Raw genomic sequence first — 18,887 nt, forward strand, 5'->3', positions numbered from 1 at the left:
CGTGCGCTCCGCGTTACCGGGCGGCCGTTGCGGACGCGGCGCCCGCATTGGCGTTGGCGTTGGCGTTCGCCGCGAGCGCGCCTCGCGTGCCGGCGGCGGACGATGCCGCGGCCGGTGCCGGGACACCCGATGCCGGTACACCCGCCGCCGCGACCGGCGCATGCGGCGCGCTCGCCGGCACCGCGCCGGCCGCCGCCGCGCGCTCGTCGGGCACATCGGCGCCGGTCTCGACACCGCCGCCGAGCGCTGCCATCAGCGCCGCGTGCGCGGCGAGACGTTCCGCATCGATGCGCGCCGCCGTTTCCTGCGCACGCAGCAGCTGCTGCTGCGCGACCAGCACGTTCACGTAATCGGTCAGTCCGCGGCGGAAGCCTTCGCGCGACAGCCGGTAGCTGCGCTCGTTCGCGGCGACCGAGCGCGCGGCGTCCTTCTTCTGCGTATCGAGCGAGCGGATGCGCACGACCTGGTCGGCGATGTCCTTCAGCGCGCCGACGATCGTCTGGTTGTAATGCTCGACCGCGCGATCGTAGCCGGCATTCGCGGCGCCGAGTTGCGCACGCAGGCGGCCGCCTTCGAAGATCGGCAGCGACAGCGCGGGGCCGGCCGTCCAGCCGCCGTTCATCGCGCGCAGGAAGTCGGTAAACGGCGCCGTCACGCCGAACCCGCCGACGGTCGCGAGCAGATCGATGTTCGGATAGAACGCGGCCTTCGCGACGTCGATCCCGCGCGCCTGCGCGTCGACCATCCAGCGCGCCGCGACGACGTCGGGCCGGCGGCCGAGCAGGTCGGCCGGCAGCGCGGACGGCAGGCCGGCAGGCGCGTCGAGCGACAGCTTCGGCCGCCGGATCGCGTCGCCGGCGCCGGGCCCCTTGCCGGCGAGCGCGGCGAGCTGGTGGCGCGCGAGCTGGATCGCTTCTTCATAGGTGTCGATCTGGCGCTCGTAGTCGGGCAGCGTCGATTCCGCCTGGCTCACTTCGAGCTGCGTGCCGATGCCGGCCTGCAGCCGCTTGTGCGCGAGATCGGCGAGCGCGCGCTGGCGTTCGAAGGTTTCGCGCGCGAGATCGAGCAGCGCGTAGTTCATCGACATGCCGACGTACGCACGCACGACGTTCACTTCGAGCTCGAGCTTCGCGGCGCGCGCGTCGGCGGCCGTCGCATGCGCGGTGTCGAGCGCGCGCTCGGTCGCGTTCTTGTCCTTGCCCCACAGGTCGAGGTGATACGACAGCCCGAGCGTGCCGGTGTTGTTCCAGGTATCGGTGTCCGCGAGCGGGCCCGGGCCGTAGTACACATTGTCGGGCCAGTGCTGGCGCATCAGCGACAGGTTGCCGTTGATCTGCGGCAATTCGGCAGAGCGAGCGACGCGCGCCATCGCCTGCGCTTCGCGCACGCGGGCCTGCGCGGCCGCGAGCGTCGGGTTGCCGGCCTGCGCGGCGGCGATCCACGCGTCGAGCTGCGGGTCGCCGTACGCGCGCCACCAGTCCGACGCGGGCCAGCCCGCATCGCGGTCGGCTGCGCGGATTGCGGCGCCGGCGTCGAGCGCGCTCGCGTCGATCCGGGTCGACTGAGGCTTGTTGTCGCCCATGCTCGCGCAGCCGGCCATTATTAATGAGACTGCAAGAACCGCCAGTGCCAGCGTCCCTTTTGTTGCCGGAGACTGCACGATTTTCTCCCTTTTCGGATATAGATGAGTCGGAGGCGATTATATTTTTCAGTGATTCCTGAATAAATGGACAACGGTGCAAGGGATTTTTACGGATTTTGAGACAATATTGGTTGGTCTCTGTGCAACAATCCGTCCGGATTCAAACGGGAAACGGGATGGATACGTTACAAAACATGCGGGTATTCGTTCGCGTGGTCGACGCGGGTAGCTTCACCGCCGCCGCCCAGCAGATGAATTCGACGACCGCCTACGCGTCGCGCGCTGTGTCCGATCTGGAGGCGCATCTGCGCACGCGGCTGCTGAACCGCACGACGCGCCGGATCGCGCTGACCGAAGCCGGCGAGCGCTATCTGCAGCGCTGCGAGCAGATTCTTGCGTATGTCGACCAGGCCGAAGCGGAGGCGGGCGACGCGCATGCGCGCCCGTCCGGCAAGCTGAAGGTCCACTGCTTCACGAGCCTTGGCCAGCACTACCTGGTGCCGGCCGTCGCGCGCTACCGCGAGCGCTATCCCGACGTGCACGTCGAACTGACGCTCGCCCAGCGAATGCCCGATCTGCTCGACGAGGGATACGACGTCGCGATCGTCGTCGGCCGCGATCTACCCGATTCGGGGCTCGTGTCGCAGCGGCTCGGCGAGAGCTACAGCGTCGTGTGCGCGTCGACCGCCTACGTCGCCGCGCATGGCGCGCCGCAGCGTCCGGCCGATCTCGCGCAGCACGTGTGTCTCGGGATGGTCGCGCCCGGTTTCCACTACGACGAATGGACGCTGACCGGCCCCGACGGCGACGAGTCGGTGCCCGTCACCGCGCCGCCGTTTCGCGTGAACGTCGCCGAGGCGCTGGCCGTCGCCGTACGGGAAGGGATGGGGATCGGCGGGCTGCCGCTGTATTCGGCGATCGGCGGGCTGCGCAGCGGGCAGATCGTGCGCGTGATGCCCGAATACCGGTCGCACGTGATGAACATCTACGCGCTGTATGCGTCGCGCCAGTATCTCGACGCAAAAATCCGCACCTGGGTCGACTTCCTGCGCGACGAATTGCCGACGACGCTCGCGGCCGACGAGGCGGCCCTCGAACAGTGCATGCGCGCGACATGACGACGCAGTGGCGCGCGATCTGACCAGATTTGTCGTTCGCGCAACATTTTTTTACGATCGATCGCCGGACAGTTTGATACTGTTTCAGTCATCGAGGTCTGTTACCCGGAGCTGCAATGGATACGTCGCTGATGATCGGATTTGGGCTGCTGTTCGGTGCGCTCGCCGCAGTCGCTGCACGCGACGTGCTGCGTGCGATGGCGACGAACGCGCGGATGCAGCCGGTGCCGGTCCGCGCGCGTGCGCGCGACGACGCCGCGCGCCGCGCCGGCCGCTGAGCGCCCGCCGTCCGGCCCGGCAGCACCATCGCCGGCCGCCTGCGGCCGGCCTCTGCACGCTCAGTCGAGCGTGATCACCTTGTCCCACGCGAACGCAGCGTTTTCCCGTTCGCCGGTGCGTCGATGAATGTAGCCGCGCGGATTGCAGACGACGCGCGTGCCGCCCTCCACGACATAGTCGAATGACGTGTGCGTGTGGCCGTGCACCCACAGGGCGACGGGCGGCCGCACGAGTTCCGTCATCTGCGTGACGAATCCCGCCGAAGCCAGATCTTCCGCATAGCGTTGCGCCAGCGACAGCCGGTGCGGCGCATGGTGCGTGACGACGATCGTGCGACCCTCGAACGGCTGCGCGAGCTGCGCCGCGAGCCACGCGCGGCTGCGCCGATGCAGCGCGATCGCATCGGCCGGCGCGAAGTCGCGCTCGGGCGCAGGCGCGTGGCCGTGCAGCGCCGCATCGTGCGGCCAGGTCACCTGGATCAATCCCTTGAAGTCGAGCATCACGCGCTGCGCGGCGTCGATCGCGCGCGCGACGCTCTCGTCGTCCGCGCCGAACAGCGAGAAATCGGCCCACAGCGTCGTGCCGAGCACGCGAAAGCGCCGTTGCGGATCGACGTAGGCGTCGTTGTTCAGGTAATGCACGTTGTCGAGCGCGCGCGCGGCGTCGCGCATCGCCGTTTCGAGCGCGCCGAATTCCCCGTCGTAGTACTCGTGATTGCCCGGCACATAGACGACCGGCACGCGCGGGTCGAACGTTTCCGCGGCCCAGCGCAGGCCTTCCGCGTGATTGTGGATGTCGCCGGCCAGCACGACGAGATCGGCATCCGCATGCGCGATCGTATCGGGCTGGTGGCTTTCGAGGTGCAGGTCGGACAGCACACGGATTTTCACGAACGTCGCTCCCGAATGGACGGCTTCAGCGCAGGACCTTGCCGGGATTCATGAGCCCGCGCGGATCGAGCGCGGTCTTCAGCGTGCGCATCAGCGCCGTTTCGACCGGCGACTTGTAGCGCTGCGCGTCGTCGATCTTCAGTTGCCCGATGCCGTGCTCCGCGCTGATCGTGCCGTGATGGCGATGCACGTTGTCGTACACGATACGGTTGATCGGCGCCTGGAACTGAGCGAGGAACGCCTTCGGATCGCCGCCTTCGGGCGTCTGCACGTTGTAGTGCAGGTTGCCGTCGCCGAGATGGCCGAACGTGACCATCCGCGCGCCGGGCGCGGCCTGCTGGATCGCTGCGTCGGTTTCGTCGATGAAGCGCGCGATCGACGAGATCGGCACCGCGATGTCGTGCTTGATGTTGAGCCCTTCGTCGGCCTGCGCGAGCGGGATGTGCTCGCGCAAGTCCCAGAACGCGCGCGACTGCGCGAGGTTTTCCGCGACCACCGCATCGACCACGAGCCCCGCGTCGAATGCTTCTTCCATCAGCTTTTCGAACAGCGCGCGCGCATGCGTTTCGCTTTCGTTGTCGGACAGTTCGAGCAGCACCGTCTGCGCGTGCGTCTGTGCGAACGGATAGCGCAGTTGCGGATAGTGCTTGCCGACGAGCTGCATGCAGAAATCGGACATCAGCTCGAAGCCCGTCAGCAGCGGGCCGGCCGCGCGCTGCGCGAGCGACAGGAAGTCGAGTGCAGCGTGCGGCGATTCGAGCGCGGCCAGCGCCGTGACTTGCGCGGCCGGCAGCGGATGCAGCTTCATCACGGCGGCCGTGATGATGCCGAGCGTGCCTTCCGCGCCGATGAACAGATCGCGCAGGTCGTAACCGGTGTTGTCCTTGCGCAGTCCGCGCAGGCCGTCCCAGATCTCGCCCTGCGGCGTCACGACCTCGAGGCCGAGACAGAGCTCGCGCGCGTTGCCGTAGCGCAGCACCGCGGTGCCGCCCGCGTTCGTCGACAGGTTGCCGCCGATCGTGCAGCTGCCTTCCGCCGCGAGGCTGAGCGCGAACAGGCGGCCGCCTTCGCGTGCACGTGCCTGCACGTCGGCGAGGATCACGCCCGCTTCGACGGTGATCGTGTTGTTGTGCGGATCGAGCGCGCGCACGCGATTGAGCCGCGCCAGGCTCAGCACGGCCTGCGTGCCGGACGTGTCCGGCGTCGCGCCGCCGGCGAGGCCCGTGTTGCCGCCTTGCGGCACGAGCGCGACGCCGTGCCGGTTCGCGATGCGCACGAGCGCCGCGACTTCGGCCGTGCTGCCGGGCCGCAGCACGGCGCAGGCGGCACCCTTGTAGCGGCGGCGCCAGTCGGTCAGGAACGGTTCGGTATCGTGCGCGTCGGTCAGCACGTGCGCGGCGCCGATCGCGTCGCGGCACGCGGAAACGAAAGTGTCGATGGACATCATCATCTTGTCGCGTAAGGGTCAGGACGCGGCGCGCTGCTTTTTCGCCGCGCGTTTGAACGGCGCGACGTAGGCGAGTGCAGCCGCGAAGAAGCCGAGGGCGAGCGCGGTCTCGCACCAGCCGAGCGTCGCGGACAGCCCGCGATCGGACATGCCGCGCACGATGCCTTCGGCGAAATAGACGAGAACCAGCATGCTCGCCCACTGCATCGTATAGATGTTACGCCGCCAGACGCCCGGCAGCGCGAGCGCGAGCGGCACGGCCTTCAGCATCAGGGCGGAGCCGCCGGGGCGCAGCGGCGCGAGCCACACTTCCCAGGCGATGCACAGCGCGATCAGCGCGACGAGGCACGCGGCCGCGGCCAGCGCGTAACGCGGCCGCGCAGCCACGGCGGCGGGAGCGGGGCGCGTGCTCATGCGGCCTCGGCCGCGCACAGCGCGGCGGCGGCGCGCGCGAGCCGCACGCCGAGCGCGGCGGCCAGCGTCTTCTCGTCGGCCGAGAGGCCGGCCGGCGCCGCGCGATCGTGCTGCGCGACATGCGAGGCGCCGTACGGCGTGCCGCCGGTGCGCGTCGTGGTCAGCGCCGATTCGGTGTACGGAATGCCGACGATCATCATCCCGTGATGGAGCAGCGGCAGCATCATCGACAGCAGCGTCGACTCCTGGCCGCCATGCAGGCTGCCGGTCGACGTGAACACGCTCGCGGGCTTGCCGCTCAGCGCGCCGGACAGCCATTGCGGCGTCGTGCCGTCGAGGAAATACTTGAGCGGCGCGGCCATGTTGCCGAAGCGCGTCGGCGAGCCGAGCGCGAGACCCGCGCATTCCTCGAGGTCGCGCAGCTCGGCGTAGGGCGGGCCGTCGGCGGGAATGTCGGGGGCGGTGGCTTCGCAGACCGTCGAGACGGGCGGCACCGTGCGGATGCGCGCCTGCATGCCCGGCACGCTGTCGATGCCGTTGGCGATCGCGAGCGCGAGATCGCGCGTCGCGCCGTGGCGGCTGTAGTAGAGGACGAGAATGTCTTTCATGGACGACGGAGCCGCCCGCGGCCGCGCGCGTGCCCGGTGCAGTCGGCCCCTGCTGGATCGAGCGGCTATTATAGGGGCTGAAGCCGTCGCGCAGCGCGGCGGCGGCGCGCCGCCGGGCGCGCGGCATCGACAAGGAGAAGCCGTTTGCCGAAGTTGAGCGTCGATCTCGACACCATCAAGCGTCTCGCGCAGTTCGCCGCGCGGCGCAGCGCCGAAGACCGCATCCCGCAGGTGGCGGGCAGCCTCACGTTCACGACGATGCTGGCGCTCGTGCCGCTCGTGACGGTGGCGTTCGCGCTGTTCACCGCGTTTCCGATGTTCGCGTCGTTCCAGATCTCGCTGCAGGGCTTCCTCGCCGATCACCTGATGCCCGCGCAGTTCAACATCCAGATCTTCAAGTATCTGAACCAGTTCGCGGCGAAGGCGAAGGGACTGACGACGGCCGGCCTGATCGTGCTCGTCGTCACCTCGGTGATGACGATGATGACGATCGAGTCCGCCTTCAACCTGATCTGGCGCGTGCGCAAGCCGCGCCCGTTCGCGCAGCGCGTGCTCGCGTACTGGGCGCTGATCACGCTCGGGCCGCTGCTGTTCGGCGTGAGTCTGTCGCTGTCGTCGTACTTGTTTACGCAGTCGCTCGCGTTTACGGGTGCGGCGCCGTCGACGTCGATCGTCGAATGGCTGCTCACGCTTGCGTCGCTGCCGCTCACGGTGCTCGCGTTCACGCTGCTGTACGTCTATCTGCCGAACTGCACGGTCGCGTGGCGCGACGCGGTGATCGGCGGGTTGTTCGCGGCCGTCGCATTCGAGCTGGCAAAGCGCGGCTTCGGCTACTACGTGCGGCGCATTCCGACGTACACGGCCGTCTACGGCGCGTTCGCCGCGCTGCCCGTGTTCCTGCTTTGGATGTATCTGAGCTGGTTCATCGCGCTGCTTGGCGCGATGGTCACGTCCGCACTGCCGGCGATCCGGATCGGCCAGTTCCACCGCGTCGACTATCCGGGCAGCGACCTGCTCGACGCGCTCGAACTGCTCGCGCGGCTCGCCGAAGCACGAGCGGCCGGCAAGCCGGGCCGCAGCGCGATCCGGCTTGCGACGATGCTGCGCTGCGACATGCAGACGGCGCAGCGGCTTCTGACTTTGCTCGAAGAACGGGAATGGGTCGCGCGCCTCGAAGGCGGCGAGGACTCGCCGCGCTACATCCTGCTTGCGAATCCCGAGCGCCTGACGCTCGCGCAACTGTTCGACGTGCTCGTGATCGACTGCGCGGAACTCACGTATCAGCTACAGCGGCGGCGCAGCCATATCGACGGCGGGGCCTTGCTCGCGGTGCTGTCGAGCGAGCGCTTCGACGTGACGCTCGCGTCGCTGATCGCCCCGCACCGGCTGTCCGGCGCGCAGCCGGCCGCGGCGTCCGAGCCGGCGCCCGACGACGCGCCGGAGCCGCACGCGCATCCGCCGCGCACCGCGTGAGCGCGGTGCCGCTGGCGCTGCTCCCCGATCTGCCGCCGCTCGCGGTGACAGGTATCGGGGCTTTTTTCGGGATTCTCGGGCAGCAGCGCTCGAACTGTTCGAGATGCGGGCGGTGAACCGGCCGCGGTTGTCTGCTCGCACCGATGACGGTGCGTGACGGACGTTACGCCGTGCGTGCTCGCCGGTGCGTCGGTTCGATAATTTGCGCAACGAGTGGAGCGTCGGCGTTCATGTTGAGTAGGTCGATCTTGCGACCGAGCATCGCGAAGCACGAGGCATCGCACATGTTGTAGCCGGATTTGATCGCAGCATCGCGCACCGGATCGGCGCGGACGAGGCGCTCGTGTTCCACAGCGATCTCGTGCACGTGCCACGACAACCGCTGTACTTCGTCCCACGGGACGGCTTCATTAGAGCGCATCATTTCTACCGCAGTTAGTGCGCGACCGTGAAGCTCATGCGCAGGCCGAGCGACCGGATGATTTTCTGCACGGTTTCGTAGCGCGGGTGCGCGCCGGGCGTCAGTGCCTTGTGAAGCGCGACGCGTCCGACGCCGGCGGCTGCCGCAACTTTCGTCATACCGCGCGCCCGCGCGACCGCAGCGACGGCCGCGAGGAACACGTCAGGATTCGGGTCCTCTGCCGCGACGGCGAGGAATTCCGCGACCGCCTCATCGTTGTCGAGGTAATCGGCCGCATCGAACTCGGTGTAGTTGGTCATCGGTTACTCCTTCAGTTCGCGCGCCATCTGCACGGGCTTGATGTCCTTCCGTTGCGTTGACTTGTCGCCGCCGCACAGAAGGAGGTAGACCACTTCGCCGCGTCGAACGTAATACACGCGGTAGCCCGGACCGAAATCGATCTTCAGTTCGCAGACCCCTTCGTCGAGCACACGGTACTCGCCGAAGTTGCCGAGTTGCGCGCTGATCAGGCGGGCTGCGATTCGGGCCTTGCCGCGCTGATCGCGCAGGTTGGCAAGCCAATCGTTGAACTCCGTGGATCGCAGCAAAGTAACCATGCCAGAACTGTACCCAATTGGGTACATTTCAGCAAGGTGAAACATAAGGTCTTTTGACGGAGGCGCCGAGCACCGAAGATCAGGCCGAGTCACCGAAGGTCAGGCCGAGTGTTTCCTGGCTACTCAAAACCACGCCTGAGTCCTTGATTCTTCGTGTGTCCGAAGGTCGGTTTTCGCCCCTTTTTTTGCGGGGGCGAAGACCGCCGGAAACCTTTGTCAGACGGACTAGAGCGGGATCTTTCCGGTACAGATGTCCCTGAACATCACCCAGTCGCCCATCAGGCTGTAGACCGGGTGGCGGAACGTCGCGGGGCGGTTCTTTTCGAAGAAGAAATGGCCGACCCACGCGAATCCGTAGCCGCAGACGACGGCGGCCGGCAGCCACGCCCAGTCGCCGGTCGCGATCGCCATCGCGACGCAGCCGATCACGCCGAGCGAGCCGATGAAATGCAGCCGCCGCGACGTGCGGTTCTGGTGTTCGTTCAGATAGTACGGATAGAAATCAGCGAAGCTGGCGAATTGCTCCGTATGGGTATGCGCCATGGCCGTCTCCTCGGGCCGCCGTCCACCCGGACATTGTGCGGCGGCCGGCGAACCTCCGCAAGCGGGCGGCGGCGCGCCCGGCGGGGCCGCGCGCTTTCCTTTTGACAGGCTTTCCGATAGGATCGAAAACGGTTTTGCATTCAAGCATGAGGGGACTACGATGCGCGTCAGCGATATTCTGAAAGTGAAGGGCAACACGCTGTTTACGGTGACGCCCGATAAGCCGCTGCGCGAAGCGGTCGACACGATGGCCGAACACGATATCGGTTCGCTCGTCGTGATGGAGTACGGCGATCTCGTCGGGATTCTGACGTTCCGCGAAATCATTCTGCGGCTGCGCGAGAACGGCGGTGCGATCGGCGACGTGCAGGTCCGCAAGGTGATGGACGAGCCGCTCACGTGCACGCCGGAAACCGACGTCAACGAAGTGCGCCGGATGATGCTAGAGCGCCATGCGCGCTATATGCCGGTGCTCGACAAGAAGGTGCTGATGGGCGTGATTTCGTTCTACGACGTCGCGAAGACGGTCGTCGAGGCGCAGAGCTTCGAGAACCGCATGCTGAAGGCCTACATCCGCGACTGGCCGGAACCGGAAGCCGAAGCGCACAAGCCCTGAACCGAAGGCAGCCCGCCGTCGCGATGACGACGTGCGGGCGCAGCCGGCCCGCATGCGGCGGCACAGGCAGCGCCTGCGCCGCCGCTTTTTCGACAACCACACGACAAGGCCCGCGCAGCTTCGCCGAGACGACGCGCGCGTATTCCGAATGAGCGATCAATCGCATGTTTCGTCGGGGCGGCGCAGCGAGCGGCGCGCCCATGCGTCTCAGTTCGACCTGTTGCGCGAACGCCGTTTCGCGCCGTTCTTCACGACCCAATTCCTCGGCGCGCTGAACGACAACGTTTTCAAGATCGGTTTCACGTCGCTCGTCACCTATCACACCGCGCGGTTCTCCGGCGTCGACGCGAAAACCGCCGCATTCCTGATTTCCGCGATCTTCATCCTGCCGTTCGTGCTGTTCTCGGCCACGTCCGGCCAGATCGCCGACAAATACGACAAGGCGACGCTCACGCGCTTCGTGAAGACGTTCGAGATCGTGCTGATGCTGATCGGCGCGGCCGGCTTCGTCACGCACAGCGCGGCACTGCTGTATCTGTGCACGTTCATGATGGGGATGCACTCGACGCTGTTCGGCCCCGTCAAGTATTCGTACCTGCCGCAGCATCTCGGCGAGCACGAGCTCGTCGGCGGCAACGGGCTCGTCGAGATGGGCACCTTCATCGCGATCCTGATCGGGACGATCGTCGGCGGCGCCGCGGCCGGCATCGAAGGCAGCGGCGAGCGCGTGCTCGCAGTCAGCGTCGTCGCGATCGCGCTTGCCGGGCGGCTCGCGGCGCATCGCGTGCCGCCGACGCCCGCGCCGCAGCCCGATCTCGTGATCAACTGGAATCCGATCAGCGAAACGTGGCGCAATCTCGCGCTCGCGCGGCAAAACCGCACGGTGTTCCTGAGCCTGCTCGGCATCTCGTGGCTCTGGTTCGTCGGCGCGACCTTCCTCACGTCGTTCTTCAATTTCGCGAAGGACGTGCTGTCCGCGAGCCCTGACGTCGTCACGGTACTGCTCGCGACGTTCTCGGTCGGCATCGGGCTCGGCTCGCTGCTGTGCGAGCGGCTGTCGCAGCGGCGCGTCGAGATCGGCCTCGTGCCGCTCGGCTCGATCGGCATCAGCGTGTTCGCGATCGATCTGTATTTCGCGAGCCATGCGCTGCCGGCGCCCGCGCACCTGCTGTCGGTCGGCGAATTCCTGGCCGGCCTGCGCCACTGGCGCATTCTCGCCGACCTGTTCCTGCTCGCGATGTTCGGCGGCTTCTACAGCGTGCCGCTGTATGCGCTGATCCAGAGCCGCAGCGCGCCGACGCACCGCGCGCGCATCATCGCCGCGAACAACATCCTCAACGCGTTCTTCATGATCGTGTCGGCCGTGATGGCGATGGCGCTGACGAAGGCCGGCGTCGACATTCCGGGGCTGTTTCTCGTGACCGCGCTGCTGAACGTCGCGGTGGCCGCGTATATCTATCTGCTGGTGCCGGAGTTCCTGCTGCGCTTCGTCGCGTGGGTGCTCGTGCATACGTTCTACCGGATCCGGATCGTGCATGCGGAGCGGATTCCGGAAGACGGCGCGGCCGTGCTCGTCTGCAATCACGTGAGCTATGTGGACGCGCTGGTGCTGGCCGCCGCGAGCCCGCGGCCGATCCGCTTCGTGATGGATCACCGGATCTTCAAGACGCGTTTCGCGAGCTGGGTGTTCCGCCATGCGAAGGCGATCCCGATTGCGCCGCGCCACGAGGATCCCGGCATGCTCGCGCGCGCGTACGACGCATGCGAGGCCGCGCTGAAGGACGGCGAGATCGTCTGCATCTTCCCCGAAGGCAAGCTGACCAAGACGGGCGACATCAACACGTTCCACCACGGCATTACCGAGATTCTGACGCGCGTGCCGGTGCCGGTCGTGCCGATGGCGCTGCGCGGGCTGTGGGGCAGCGTGTTCTCGCGGCATACGGATGCACGGCTGCCGCGGCCCGTGAAGCGCGGCGTGATGAGCCGGCTGACCCTGGCGGTCGGCGAGCCGATGCCGGCGGCGCTCGCGACGCCGGCCGCGCTGCAGGCCGCCGTGGCCGAACTGCGCGGCGCGCGCAAATAACGGTGCGTCGGCGCTGCGCGCCGGCGCACGATCGCATCGCGCGGCCCGGACGGCCGGCACGGCTGGCATAATGTCGGTTTACCTATTTTTCGATCGGCGAACCGGCGGCGTGCCTGTTGGACGACAGGCCGCGTTCGGGTTTGCGCATTTTCTTTGGGCGGTTCCACCATGTCCGGCAATACCCTCGGCACGCTTTTCACTGTCACGACCTTCGGCGAGTCGCACGGCCCCGCGATCGGCTGCGTGATCGACGGCTGCCCGCCGGGCATGGCGCTCACCGAGGCGGACATCCAGGCCGAGCTCGACCGTCGCAAGCCGGGCACGTCGCGGCACGTCACGCAGCGGCAGGAGGCCGACGAGGTCGAGATCCTGTCCGGCGTGTTCGAAGGCGTGACGACCGGCACGCCGATCGCGCTGCTGATCCGCAACACCGACCAGCGCAGCAAGGACTACGGCAACATCGTCGAGACGTTCCGGCCCGGCCATGCGGACTACACGTACTGGCAGAAATACGGCGTGCGCGACTATCGCGGCGGCGGCCGCTCGTCCGCGCGCCTGACCGCGCCGATCGTCGGCGCGGGCGCGGTCGCGAAAAAGTGGCTGCGCGAGCGCTTCGGCGTCGAGGTGCGCGGCTACATGAGCGCGCTGGGCGAGATCGACGTGCCGTTCGTCGACTGGTCGCACGTGCGCGAGAATCCGTTCTTCGCGCCGAATGCGGCGATCGTCCCGGAACTCGAGGCGTACATGGATGCGCTGCGCAAGGACGGCGATTCGATCGGTGCGCGCATCGACGTCGTCGCGTCCGGCGTGCCGGTCGGGTGGGGCGAGCCGGTGTTCGACCGGCTCGACGCCGACATCGCGAAGGCGATGATGAGCATCAACGCGGTGAAGGGCGTCGAGATCGGCGCGGGCTTCGACAGCGTCGCGCAGCGCGGTTCGGTGCACGGCGACGAGCTGACGCCGGCCGGTTTCGTCGGCAATCACGCGGGCGGTGTGCTTGGCGGGATTTCGACGGGGCAGGACATCACGGTGTCGATCGCGATCAAGCCGACGTCGAGCATCCGTACGCCGCGCCGCTCGATCACGAAGGACGGACAGCCGGCGACGGTCGAAACGTTCGGCCGCCACGATCCGTGCGTCGGCATCCGTGCGACGCCGATCGCCGAATCGATGCTCGCGCTGGTGCTGATCGACCATGCGCTGCGCCACCGCGCGCAGTGCGGCGACGTCGAGACGCAGACGCCGAAGATCGCCGGCCGCGCGACGTGATGCGGCCCACGCGTCGTCGCTGAGCGCATCGACGCAAAACGGGGCACGGCGATGAGCCGCGCCCCGTTTCTTTTTGCACAAAAAAAAACGCCGCGTCGCGCGGCGTTGGTGATGCGTCACATGTTCGGATAATTCGGCCCGCCGCCGCCTTCGGGCGTGACCCACACGATGTTCTGCGTCGGGTCCTTGATGTCGCAGGTCTTGCAGTGCACGCAGTTCTGCGCGTTGATCACCAGACGATCGCTGCCGTCGTCGTTCTTCACGAACTCGTACACGGCCGCCGGGCAGAAGCGGCCCTCCGGGCCCGCATACGTGCGCAGGTTCACGTTCACCGGTACGCTCGGATCCTTCAGCGTCAGATGCGCCGGCTGGTTCTCTTCGTGGTTCGTGTTCGAGATGAACACCGACGAGAGGCGGTCGAACGTCAGCTTGCCGTCCGGCTTCGGATAGACGATCGACTCGCACTGCGACGCCGGCTTCAGCATCTCGTGATCCGCATGCTTGTGGTGCAGCGTCCACGGCACGTTGCCGCCCATCAGCTTCTGCTCGATGCCGACCATCAGCGTGCCGAGATACAACCCCTTGGCCATCCACTGCTTGAAGTTGCGCGCGCGGTACAGCTCCGTGTACAGCCACGACTGGCGGAACGCATCGGGATACGCATTGAGCTCGTCGCTCTGACGGCCCGCCTGCACGGCGTCGAACGCCGCATCGGCCGCGAGCATGCCGGTCTTGATCGCCGCATGGCTGCCCTTGATCCGCGACGCGTTGAGGAAGCCCGCATCGTCGCCGATCAGCGCTCCGCCCGGAAACACCGTCTTCGGCAGCGACATCAGCCCGCCGGCAGTAATCGCGCGCGCACCGTACGACACGCGCTTGCCGCCTTCAAGGAACGCGCGGATCGACGGATGCGTCTTGTAGCGCTGGAACTCCTCGAACGGCGACAGATACGGGTTCGTATAGCCGAGACCGACCACGAAGCCGACCACGACCTGGTTGTTGTCCATGTGATACAGGAACGAGCCGCCGTAGGTGTCCGGCTTCAGCGGCCAGCCGGCCGTGTGGATCACGAGGCCCGGCTTGTGTTTGGCCGGATCGATTTCCCACAGCTCCTTGATGCCGATGCCGTACGCCTGCGGATCGGCGTTCGCGTCGAGCTTGAACTTCGCGATCAGCTGGCGGCCGAGATGGCCGCGGCAGCCTTCGGCGAACAGCGTGTACTTCGCGTGCAGTTCCATGCCGAGCTGGAAGTTCTCGGTCGGCTCGCCGTCCTTGCCCACGCCCATGTTGCCGGTCGCGACGCCCTTCACCGAGCCGTCGTCGTTGTAGAGAATCTCCGCGGCCGGAAAGCCGGGAAAAATTTCGACGCCGAGCGCCTCGGCCTGCTGGCCGAGCCAGCGCGTGACGTTGCCGAGCGAAATCACGTAGTTGCCGTGATTCTTGAAGTTGTCGGGCAGCGCCCAGTTCGGCGTTTGCACCGCGCTCTTCTCGGACAGGAACAGGAAGCGGTCTTCCGTCACCTCGACGTTCAAGGGCGCGCCGCGTTCCTTCCAGTCCGGGAACAGCTCGGTGAGCGCGCGCGGGTCCATCACCGCGCCCGACAGGATGTGCGCGCCGATCTCGGAACCCTTCTCGAGCACGCACACGCCGATCTCGGTGCCTTTCTCGGCAGCCAGCTGCTTGAGCCGGATCGCGGCCGACAGCCCGGCCGGGCCGCCGCCGACGATCACGACGTCGTATTCCATCGATTCGCGCGGGCCGTATTGCTCGATGAGGCTTGCGGGGGTCATTGGCGTTCCTCTAACCGTTAGAATGCTTTTATTCGGGAGCGTATTGTCTGCGAAACAAAACGCTTGCCGCAACAGCATCCGGCTAGATTAGCACGACCGTTCTATTTATGTGCTAGCGTTATGCCGTCCGTGCCGCGCCGTTCGAGGCGGCGAAACGAGACATCGAAAGGGGTGGGCAATGGGTCGATCGATCAATCTGGAAGGCAAGGTTGCGCTGGTCACGGGCGCGTCGAGCGGCCTCGGGCAACGCTTCGCGCAAGTGCTGTCGCAGGCCGGCGCGAAGGTCGTCCTGGCGAGCCGGCGCGTCGAGCGCCTGAAGGAGCTGCGCGCGGAAATCGAAGCGGAGGGCGGCGCCGCGCACGTCGTGTCGCTCGACGTCACCGACGTGCAGAGCATCAAGGCGGCCGTCGCGCACGCGGAAACCGAAGCCGGTACGATCGACATCCTCGTGAACAACTCGGGCGTGTCGACGATGCAGAAGCTCGTCGACGTGACGCCCGCCGATTTCGAGTTCGTGTTCGACACGAACACGCGCGGCGCGTTTTTCGTCGCGCAGGAAGTCGCGAAGCGGATGATCATGCGCGCGAACGGCAACGGCAAGCCGCCGTACCGGATCATCAACATCGCGTCGGTGGCCGGGCTGCGCGCGTTTCCGCAGATCGGTCTGTATGCGATGAGCAAGGCCGCGGTCGTGCAGATGACGCGCGCGATGGCGCTCGAATGGGGCCGTCACGGGATCAACGTGAACGCGATCTGCCCGGGCTATATCGATACCGAAATCAACCATTACCTGTGGGAAACCGAGCAGGGCCAGAAGCTGCAGTCGATGCTGCCGCGCCGGCGCGTCGGCAAGCCTCAGGATCTCGACGGGCTGTTGTTGCTGCTCGCGGCCGACGAGTCGCAGTTCATCAACGGCTCGATCATCTCCGCGGACGACGGCTTCGGCGTCGCCTGAGCGGAGCCTCCGCAACGAAGAAGACTGCAATGAGCGATTACTTTCCCGTATTTGAAATGTCGATGCCGATCCGCTGGGGCGACATGGACGCATTCGGCCATGTGAACAACACGGTCTATTTCCGTTACATGGAGCAGGCGCGGATCTCGTGGTTCGAGCAGCTCGGCATCGCGGGTGGCAATGGCGAAGGGCACGGGCCCGTGATCGTCACCGCGTCGATGGAATTCCTGAAGCAGCTGCACTATCCGGGCGACGTGATTGCGAAGATGACGGCCGCGCGGCCGGGTCGCAGCAGCTTCGACACCGGCTTCGAACTGACGCGCGCCGACGATCCGCATCACGTCTATGCGCGCGGCAACGCGCGCTGCGTATGGGTCGATTATGCGCTCGGCAAATCGGTGCCGCTGCCGCAGGTGCTGCGCGACGCGATCGAATCCGCGCTCGGCGCGAAGGTCGACTGAGCGCCGGCACGCCGGCTGGCCGCCGCCGCTGCGCGCCGCCGGCGCCTTTGCTTTTCCGTTCCCGGTCTTGCGCGCATCGACGGCGTCGGGCGTGCCCGCCGCGATGCCGGCCCGTCACTGCCCGAGCAGGCGCTGCAGCAGCTCCGCCGTATTGCTCGTGCCGTATTTGCGCATCAGCCGCGCGCGATAGATGTCGACCGTGCGCGAGCTGATGTCGAGCACGCGTCCGATCTGCTTGCTGGTCTTGCCGGTCGCGAGCTGCGCGGCGATCTCGCGCTCGCGCGGCGTCAGTTCGACCGCGACGCGGCGCGTCGCACTCAAATCCTCGAACGTCCACACGCCGGCCGCGAGCGGCGCGGTGCGATCGAGCGCGCGGCCCGTGACGTGGCACCAGAACAGTTCACCGTCCGCCCGTTTCATGATCCGGTCGTCCGCGTAAATGCCGTTCGCGGCCATCACGCGCGAGATGCGCTCGCCGATCCGCTGGAATTCGTCCGGCGACGGGTACAGCACTTCGTACGATTGGCCGAGCAGGTCGGCGCGCGTGCAGCGGAAGATCGCGGCGACCGCATCGTTGCAGTCCTCGATCACGCGGTCGCGCGACATGACGAGGCCGAGCGGCGCGAGATGGAAGGCGGTCTGGTAATCGAGAGCGGGCATGGACGCGGGCAGCCGGTGGCAAACGCTTATGTATTTTTGCGTATTGTGCCGTATCCGCGGCGCATCGTACCCTTTCGGGCATCTCGCGGCGCATGCCGCGGTATAAAAACGGCGCGCTTCGACGCATACCGCGTCGAGCATGCATAGAATGATGCGGCGGGCTTGCGGGCCACGTCGGCGCGTAAACCGGTTTCGCTGGTTTCCATAGAGGAAGGGACATACAGATGAACAAAGTCTATCCAAGCGCGGCTGCGGCGCTGGAAGGGATCGTCCGCGACGGACAGACCTTCGCGGTCGGCGGCTTCGGCCTATGCGGGATTCCGGAAGCGCTGATCGCCGCGTTGCGCGATTCGGGCGTCAAGGGCATCACCTGCATCAGCAACAACGCGGGCGTCGACGGTTTCGGCCTCGGTCTGCTGCTGGAAACGCGCCAGATCAAGAAGATGATCTCGTCGTACGTCGGTGAGAACAAGGAGTTCGAGCGCCAGTACCTCGCCGGCGAACTCGAGCTCGAATTCACGCCGCAGGGCACGCTGGCCGAGAAGCTGCGCGCCGGCGGCGCGGGCATCCCCGCATTCTTCACGAACACCGGCTACGGCACCGTGATCGCCGAAGGCAAGGAAACGCGCCAGTTCGGCGATCGCCATTACGTGCTCGAACCGTCGCTGACGGCCGACGTCGCGCTCGTGAAGGCCTGGAAGGCCGACAAATCGGGCAACCTGATCTATCGCCGCACGGCGCGCAACTTCAACCCGATGTGCGCGATGGCCGGCAAGATCACGGTCGCCGAGGTCGAGGAGATCGTCGAGAACGGCGAACTGGATCCCGACCACATCCACACGCCGGGTATTTTCGTGCAGCGCCTCGTGCTGAACGCGACGCCGGAAAAACGTATCGAACAACGCGTCGTGCGCGCGAAAGGAGACTGACATGGCCTGGAATCGTGACCAGATGGCCGCGCGCGCGGCGAAGGAACTGCAGGACGGCTTCTACGTGAATCTCGGCATCGGCCTGCCGACGCTCGTCGCGAATCACGTGCCGGAAGGCGTCGAAGTGTGGCTGCAGTCGGAGAACGGGTTGCTCGGCATCGGCCCGTCGCCCACCGAAGAGGAAGTCGACGCGGACCTGATCAACGCCGGCAAGCAGACCGTCACGACGCTGCCGGGCTCGTCGATCTTCTCGTCGGCCGATTCGTTCGCGATGATCCGCGGCGGCCACATCAATCTCGCGATCCTCGGCGCGATGCAGGTCAGCAAGAACGGCGACCTCGCGAACTGGATGATCCCCGGCAAGATGATCAAGGGGATGGGCGGCGCGATGGATCTCGTCGCCGGCGTGAAGCGTGTCGTCGTGCTGATGGAGCATGTCGCGAAGGGCGACCAGCACAAGATTCTCGACGAATGCACGTTGCCGCTGACGGGCGTAGGCGTGGTCGATCTGATCATCACCGATCTCGGCGTGATCGAAGTCACGCCGAACGGCCTGAAGGTCCTCGAACTCGCGGACGGCGTGAGCGTCGACGAAATCCAGGCGAAGACGGGCGCACCGCTCGACGTGAGCGCGGTCGCCTGAGGCCGACGCGCGTCCGCTCGGCGCGCCGTGTTCCCGACGCCCCGCATGCC

General features: G+C 66.8%; 21 protein-coding genes. 10 read left to right on the top strand and 11 right to left on the bottom strand.

The window, feature by feature from the left end; genetic code table 11:
- Window positions 1-13: 13 nt before the first annotated feature.
- Window positions 14-1,660 (bottom strand): efflux transporter outer membrane subunit, encoded by a 1,647-nt coding sequence (locus tag NP80_RS20005; protein WP_045594109.1) that lies wholly within the window; start codon window positions 1,658-1,660, stop codon window positions 14-16.
- Between the two features lie 158 nt (window positions 1,661-1,818).
- On the opposite strand from NP80_RS20005, the gene NP80_RS20010 reads away from it, so the two are divergent.
- Window positions 1,819-2,760: a LysR family transcriptional regulator gene (locus tag NP80_RS20010; RefSeq protein WP_006402104.1), complete on the top strand. Its 942-nt coding sequence runs from the start codon at window positions 1,819-1,821 to the stop codon at window positions 2,758-2,760.
- Between the two features lie 116 nt (window positions 2,761-2,876).
- Entirely contained in the window at window positions 2,877-3,038 is a 162-nt protein-coding gene (locus NP80_RS31470) for a hypothetical protein (protein WP_167338153.1), read from the top strand.
- Window positions 3,039-3,098: 60 nt separating this feature from the next.
- Here NP80_RS31470 and NP80_RS20015 read toward each other — a convergent pair whose 3' ends face one another.
- Genes NP80_RS20015 through wrbA form a run of 4 tightly spaced genes read right to left on the bottom strand, consistent with a single transcriptional unit; the run spans window position 3,099 to window position 6,398 of the window.
- On the bottom strand, window positions 3,099-3,929 hold the full coding sequence (locus tag NP80_RS20015) for a metallophosphoesterase (protein ID WP_006412099.1): 831 nt from the start codon (window positions 3,927-3,929) through the stop codon (window positions 3,099-3,101).
- A gap of 25 nt (window positions 3,930-3,954) precedes the next feature.
- Window positions 3,955-5,376 carry an FAD-binding oxidoreductase gene (locus NP80_RS20020; RefSeq protein WP_043279886.1) on the bottom strand — a complete coding sequence of 474 codons (1,422 nt, stop codon included), beginning with the start codon at window positions 5,374-5,376 and terminating at the stop codon, window positions 3,955-3,957.
- A gap of 18 nt (window positions 5,377-5,394) precedes the next feature.
- On the bottom strand, window positions 5,395-5,790 hold the full coding sequence (locus tag NP80_RS20025) for a DUF2069 domain-containing protein (protein ID WP_006404970.1): 396 nt from the start codon (window positions 5,788-5,790) through the stop codon (window positions 5,395-5,397).
- Window positions 5,787-6,398: an NAD(P)H:quinone oxidoreductase gene (wrbA, locus tag NP80_RS20030; protein WP_006402099.1), complete on the bottom strand. Its 612-nt coding sequence runs from the start codon at window positions 6,396-6,398 to the stop codon at window positions 5,787-5,789. Before wrbA ends, NP80_RS20025 begins: the two co-directional genes overlap by 4 nt.
- A gap of 144 nt (window positions 6,399-6,542) precedes the next feature.
- On the opposite strand from wrbA, the gene NP80_RS20035 reads away from it, so the two are divergent.
- Window positions 6,543-7,871: a YihY family inner membrane protein gene (locus NP80_RS20035; protein WP_045594112.1), complete on the top strand. Its 1,329-nt coding sequence runs from the start codon at window positions 6,543-6,545 to the stop codon at window positions 7,869-7,871.
- Between the two features lie 163 nt (window positions 7,872-8,034).
- Here NP80_RS20035 and NP80_RS20040 read toward each other — a convergent pair whose 3' ends face one another.
- From NP80_RS20040 to NP80_RS20055, 4 genes are all read right to left on the bottom strand, one after another.
- A complete protein-coding gene (locus NP80_RS20040; RefSeq protein ID WP_226823124.1) occupies window positions 8,035-8,295 on the bottom strand; it encodes a hypothetical protein in 261 nt (86 codons plus the stop codon).
- A gap of 11 nt (window positions 8,296-8,306) precedes the next feature.
- A complete protein-coding gene (locus NP80_RS20045) occupies window positions 8,307-8,591 on the bottom strand; it encodes an addiction module antidote protein (protein ID WP_006409266.1) in 285 nt (94 codons plus the stop codon).
- 3 nt (window positions 8,592-8,594) lie between these two features.
- Window positions 8,595-8,888 carry a type II toxin-antitoxin system RelE/ParE family toxin gene (locus tag NP80_RS20050; protein ID WP_035946056.1) on the bottom strand — a complete coding sequence of 98 codons (294 nt, stop codon included), beginning with the start codon at window positions 8,886-8,888 and terminating at the stop codon, window positions 8,595-8,597.
- Window positions 8,889-9,113: 225 nt separating this feature from the next.
- Window positions 9,114-9,431, bottom strand: a complete 318-nt coding sequence (locus NP80_RS20055; protein ID WP_006402097.1) for an Mpo1-like protein — start codon at window positions 9,429-9,431, stop codon at window positions 9,114-9,116.
- 160 nt (window positions 9,432-9,591) lie between these two features.
- Between NP80_RS20055 and NP80_RS20060 the strand changes: the two genes are divergently transcribed.
- The 3 genes from NP80_RS20060 (at window position 9,592) to aroC (ending at window position 13,399) form a co-directional block, all read left to right on the top strand.
- Window positions 9,592-10,047, top strand: coding sequence for a CBS domain-containing protein (locus NP80_RS20060; protein WP_006402096.1), 456 nt, complete (start codon window positions 9,592-9,594; stop codon window positions 10,045-10,047).
- A 148-nt stretch (window positions 10,048-10,195) separates the two neighbouring features.
- The gene (locus NP80_RS20065) at window positions 10,196-12,130 is read left to right on the top strand and encodes an MFS transporter (protein WP_006404968.1); all 1,935 of its coding nucleotides are present in this window, start codon (window positions 10,196-10,198) and stop codon (window positions 12,128-12,130) included.
- Window positions 12,131-12,298: 168 nt separating this feature from the next.
- A complete protein-coding gene (aroC, locus tag NP80_RS20070) occupies window positions 12,299-13,399 on the top strand; it encodes a chorismate synthase (protein ID WP_006404967.1) in 1,101 nt (366 codons plus the stop codon).
- A 116-nt stretch (window positions 13,400-13,515) separates the two neighbouring features.
- Here the strand turns inward: aroC and NP80_RS20075 are convergent, their stop codons facing one another.
- Window positions 13,516-15,189, bottom strand: coding sequence for an electron transfer flavoprotein-ubiquinone oxidoreductase (locus tag NP80_RS20075; RefSeq protein ID WP_006409262.1), 1,674 nt, complete (start codon window positions 15,187-15,189; stop codon window positions 13,516-13,518).
- A gap of 178 nt (window positions 15,190-15,367) precedes the next feature.
- On the opposite strand from NP80_RS20075, the gene NP80_RS20080 reads away from it, so the two are divergent.
- Window positions 15,368-16,144 (top strand): SDR family oxidoreductase, encoded by a 777-nt coding sequence (locus NP80_RS20080; RefSeq protein ID WP_006404965.1) that lies wholly within the window; start codon window positions 15,368-15,370, stop codon window positions 16,142-16,144.
- A 29-nt stretch (window positions 16,145-16,173) separates the two neighbouring features.
- The gene (locus NP80_RS20085; RefSeq protein WP_006402091.1) at window positions 16,174-16,605 is read left to right on the top strand and encodes an acyl-CoA thioesterase; all 432 of its coding nucleotides are present in this window, start codon (window positions 16,174-16,176) and stop codon (window positions 16,603-16,605) included.
- Window positions 16,606-16,719: 114 nt separating this feature from the next.
- Here the strand turns inward: NP80_RS20085 and NP80_RS20090 are convergent, their stop codons facing one another.
- Window positions 16,720-17,265: a PAS and helix-turn-helix domain-containing protein gene (locus tag NP80_RS20090; RefSeq protein WP_006413753.1), complete on the bottom strand. Its 546-nt coding sequence runs from the start codon at window positions 17,263-17,265 to the stop codon at window positions 16,720-16,722.
- 224 nt (window positions 17,266-17,489) lie between these two features.
- Here NP80_RS20090 and NP80_RS20095 point away from each other — a divergent pair, with 224 nt between their 5' ends.
- Window positions 17,490-18,194 (top strand): CoA transferase subunit A, encoded by a 705-nt coding sequence (locus tag NP80_RS20095; protein ID WP_006402089.1) that lies wholly within the window; start codon window positions 17,490-17,492, stop codon window positions 18,192-18,194.
- A 1-nt stretch (window position 18,195) separates the two neighbouring features.
- Window positions 18,196-18,837 carry a CoA transferase subunit B gene (locus tag NP80_RS20100; RefSeq protein ID WP_006402088.1) on the top strand — a complete coding sequence of 214 codons (642 nt, stop codon included), beginning with the start codon at window positions 18,196-18,198 and terminating at the stop codon, window positions 18,835-18,837.
- Window positions 18,838-18,887: the final 50 nt, after the last annotated feature.

This window comes from Burkholderia multivorans ATCC BAA-247 (assembly GCF_000959525.1).
In the GTDB taxonomy this organism is placed as follows: Bacteria; Pseudomonadota; Gammaproteobacteria; order Burkholderiales; family Burkholderiaceae; genus Burkholderia; species Burkholderia multivorans.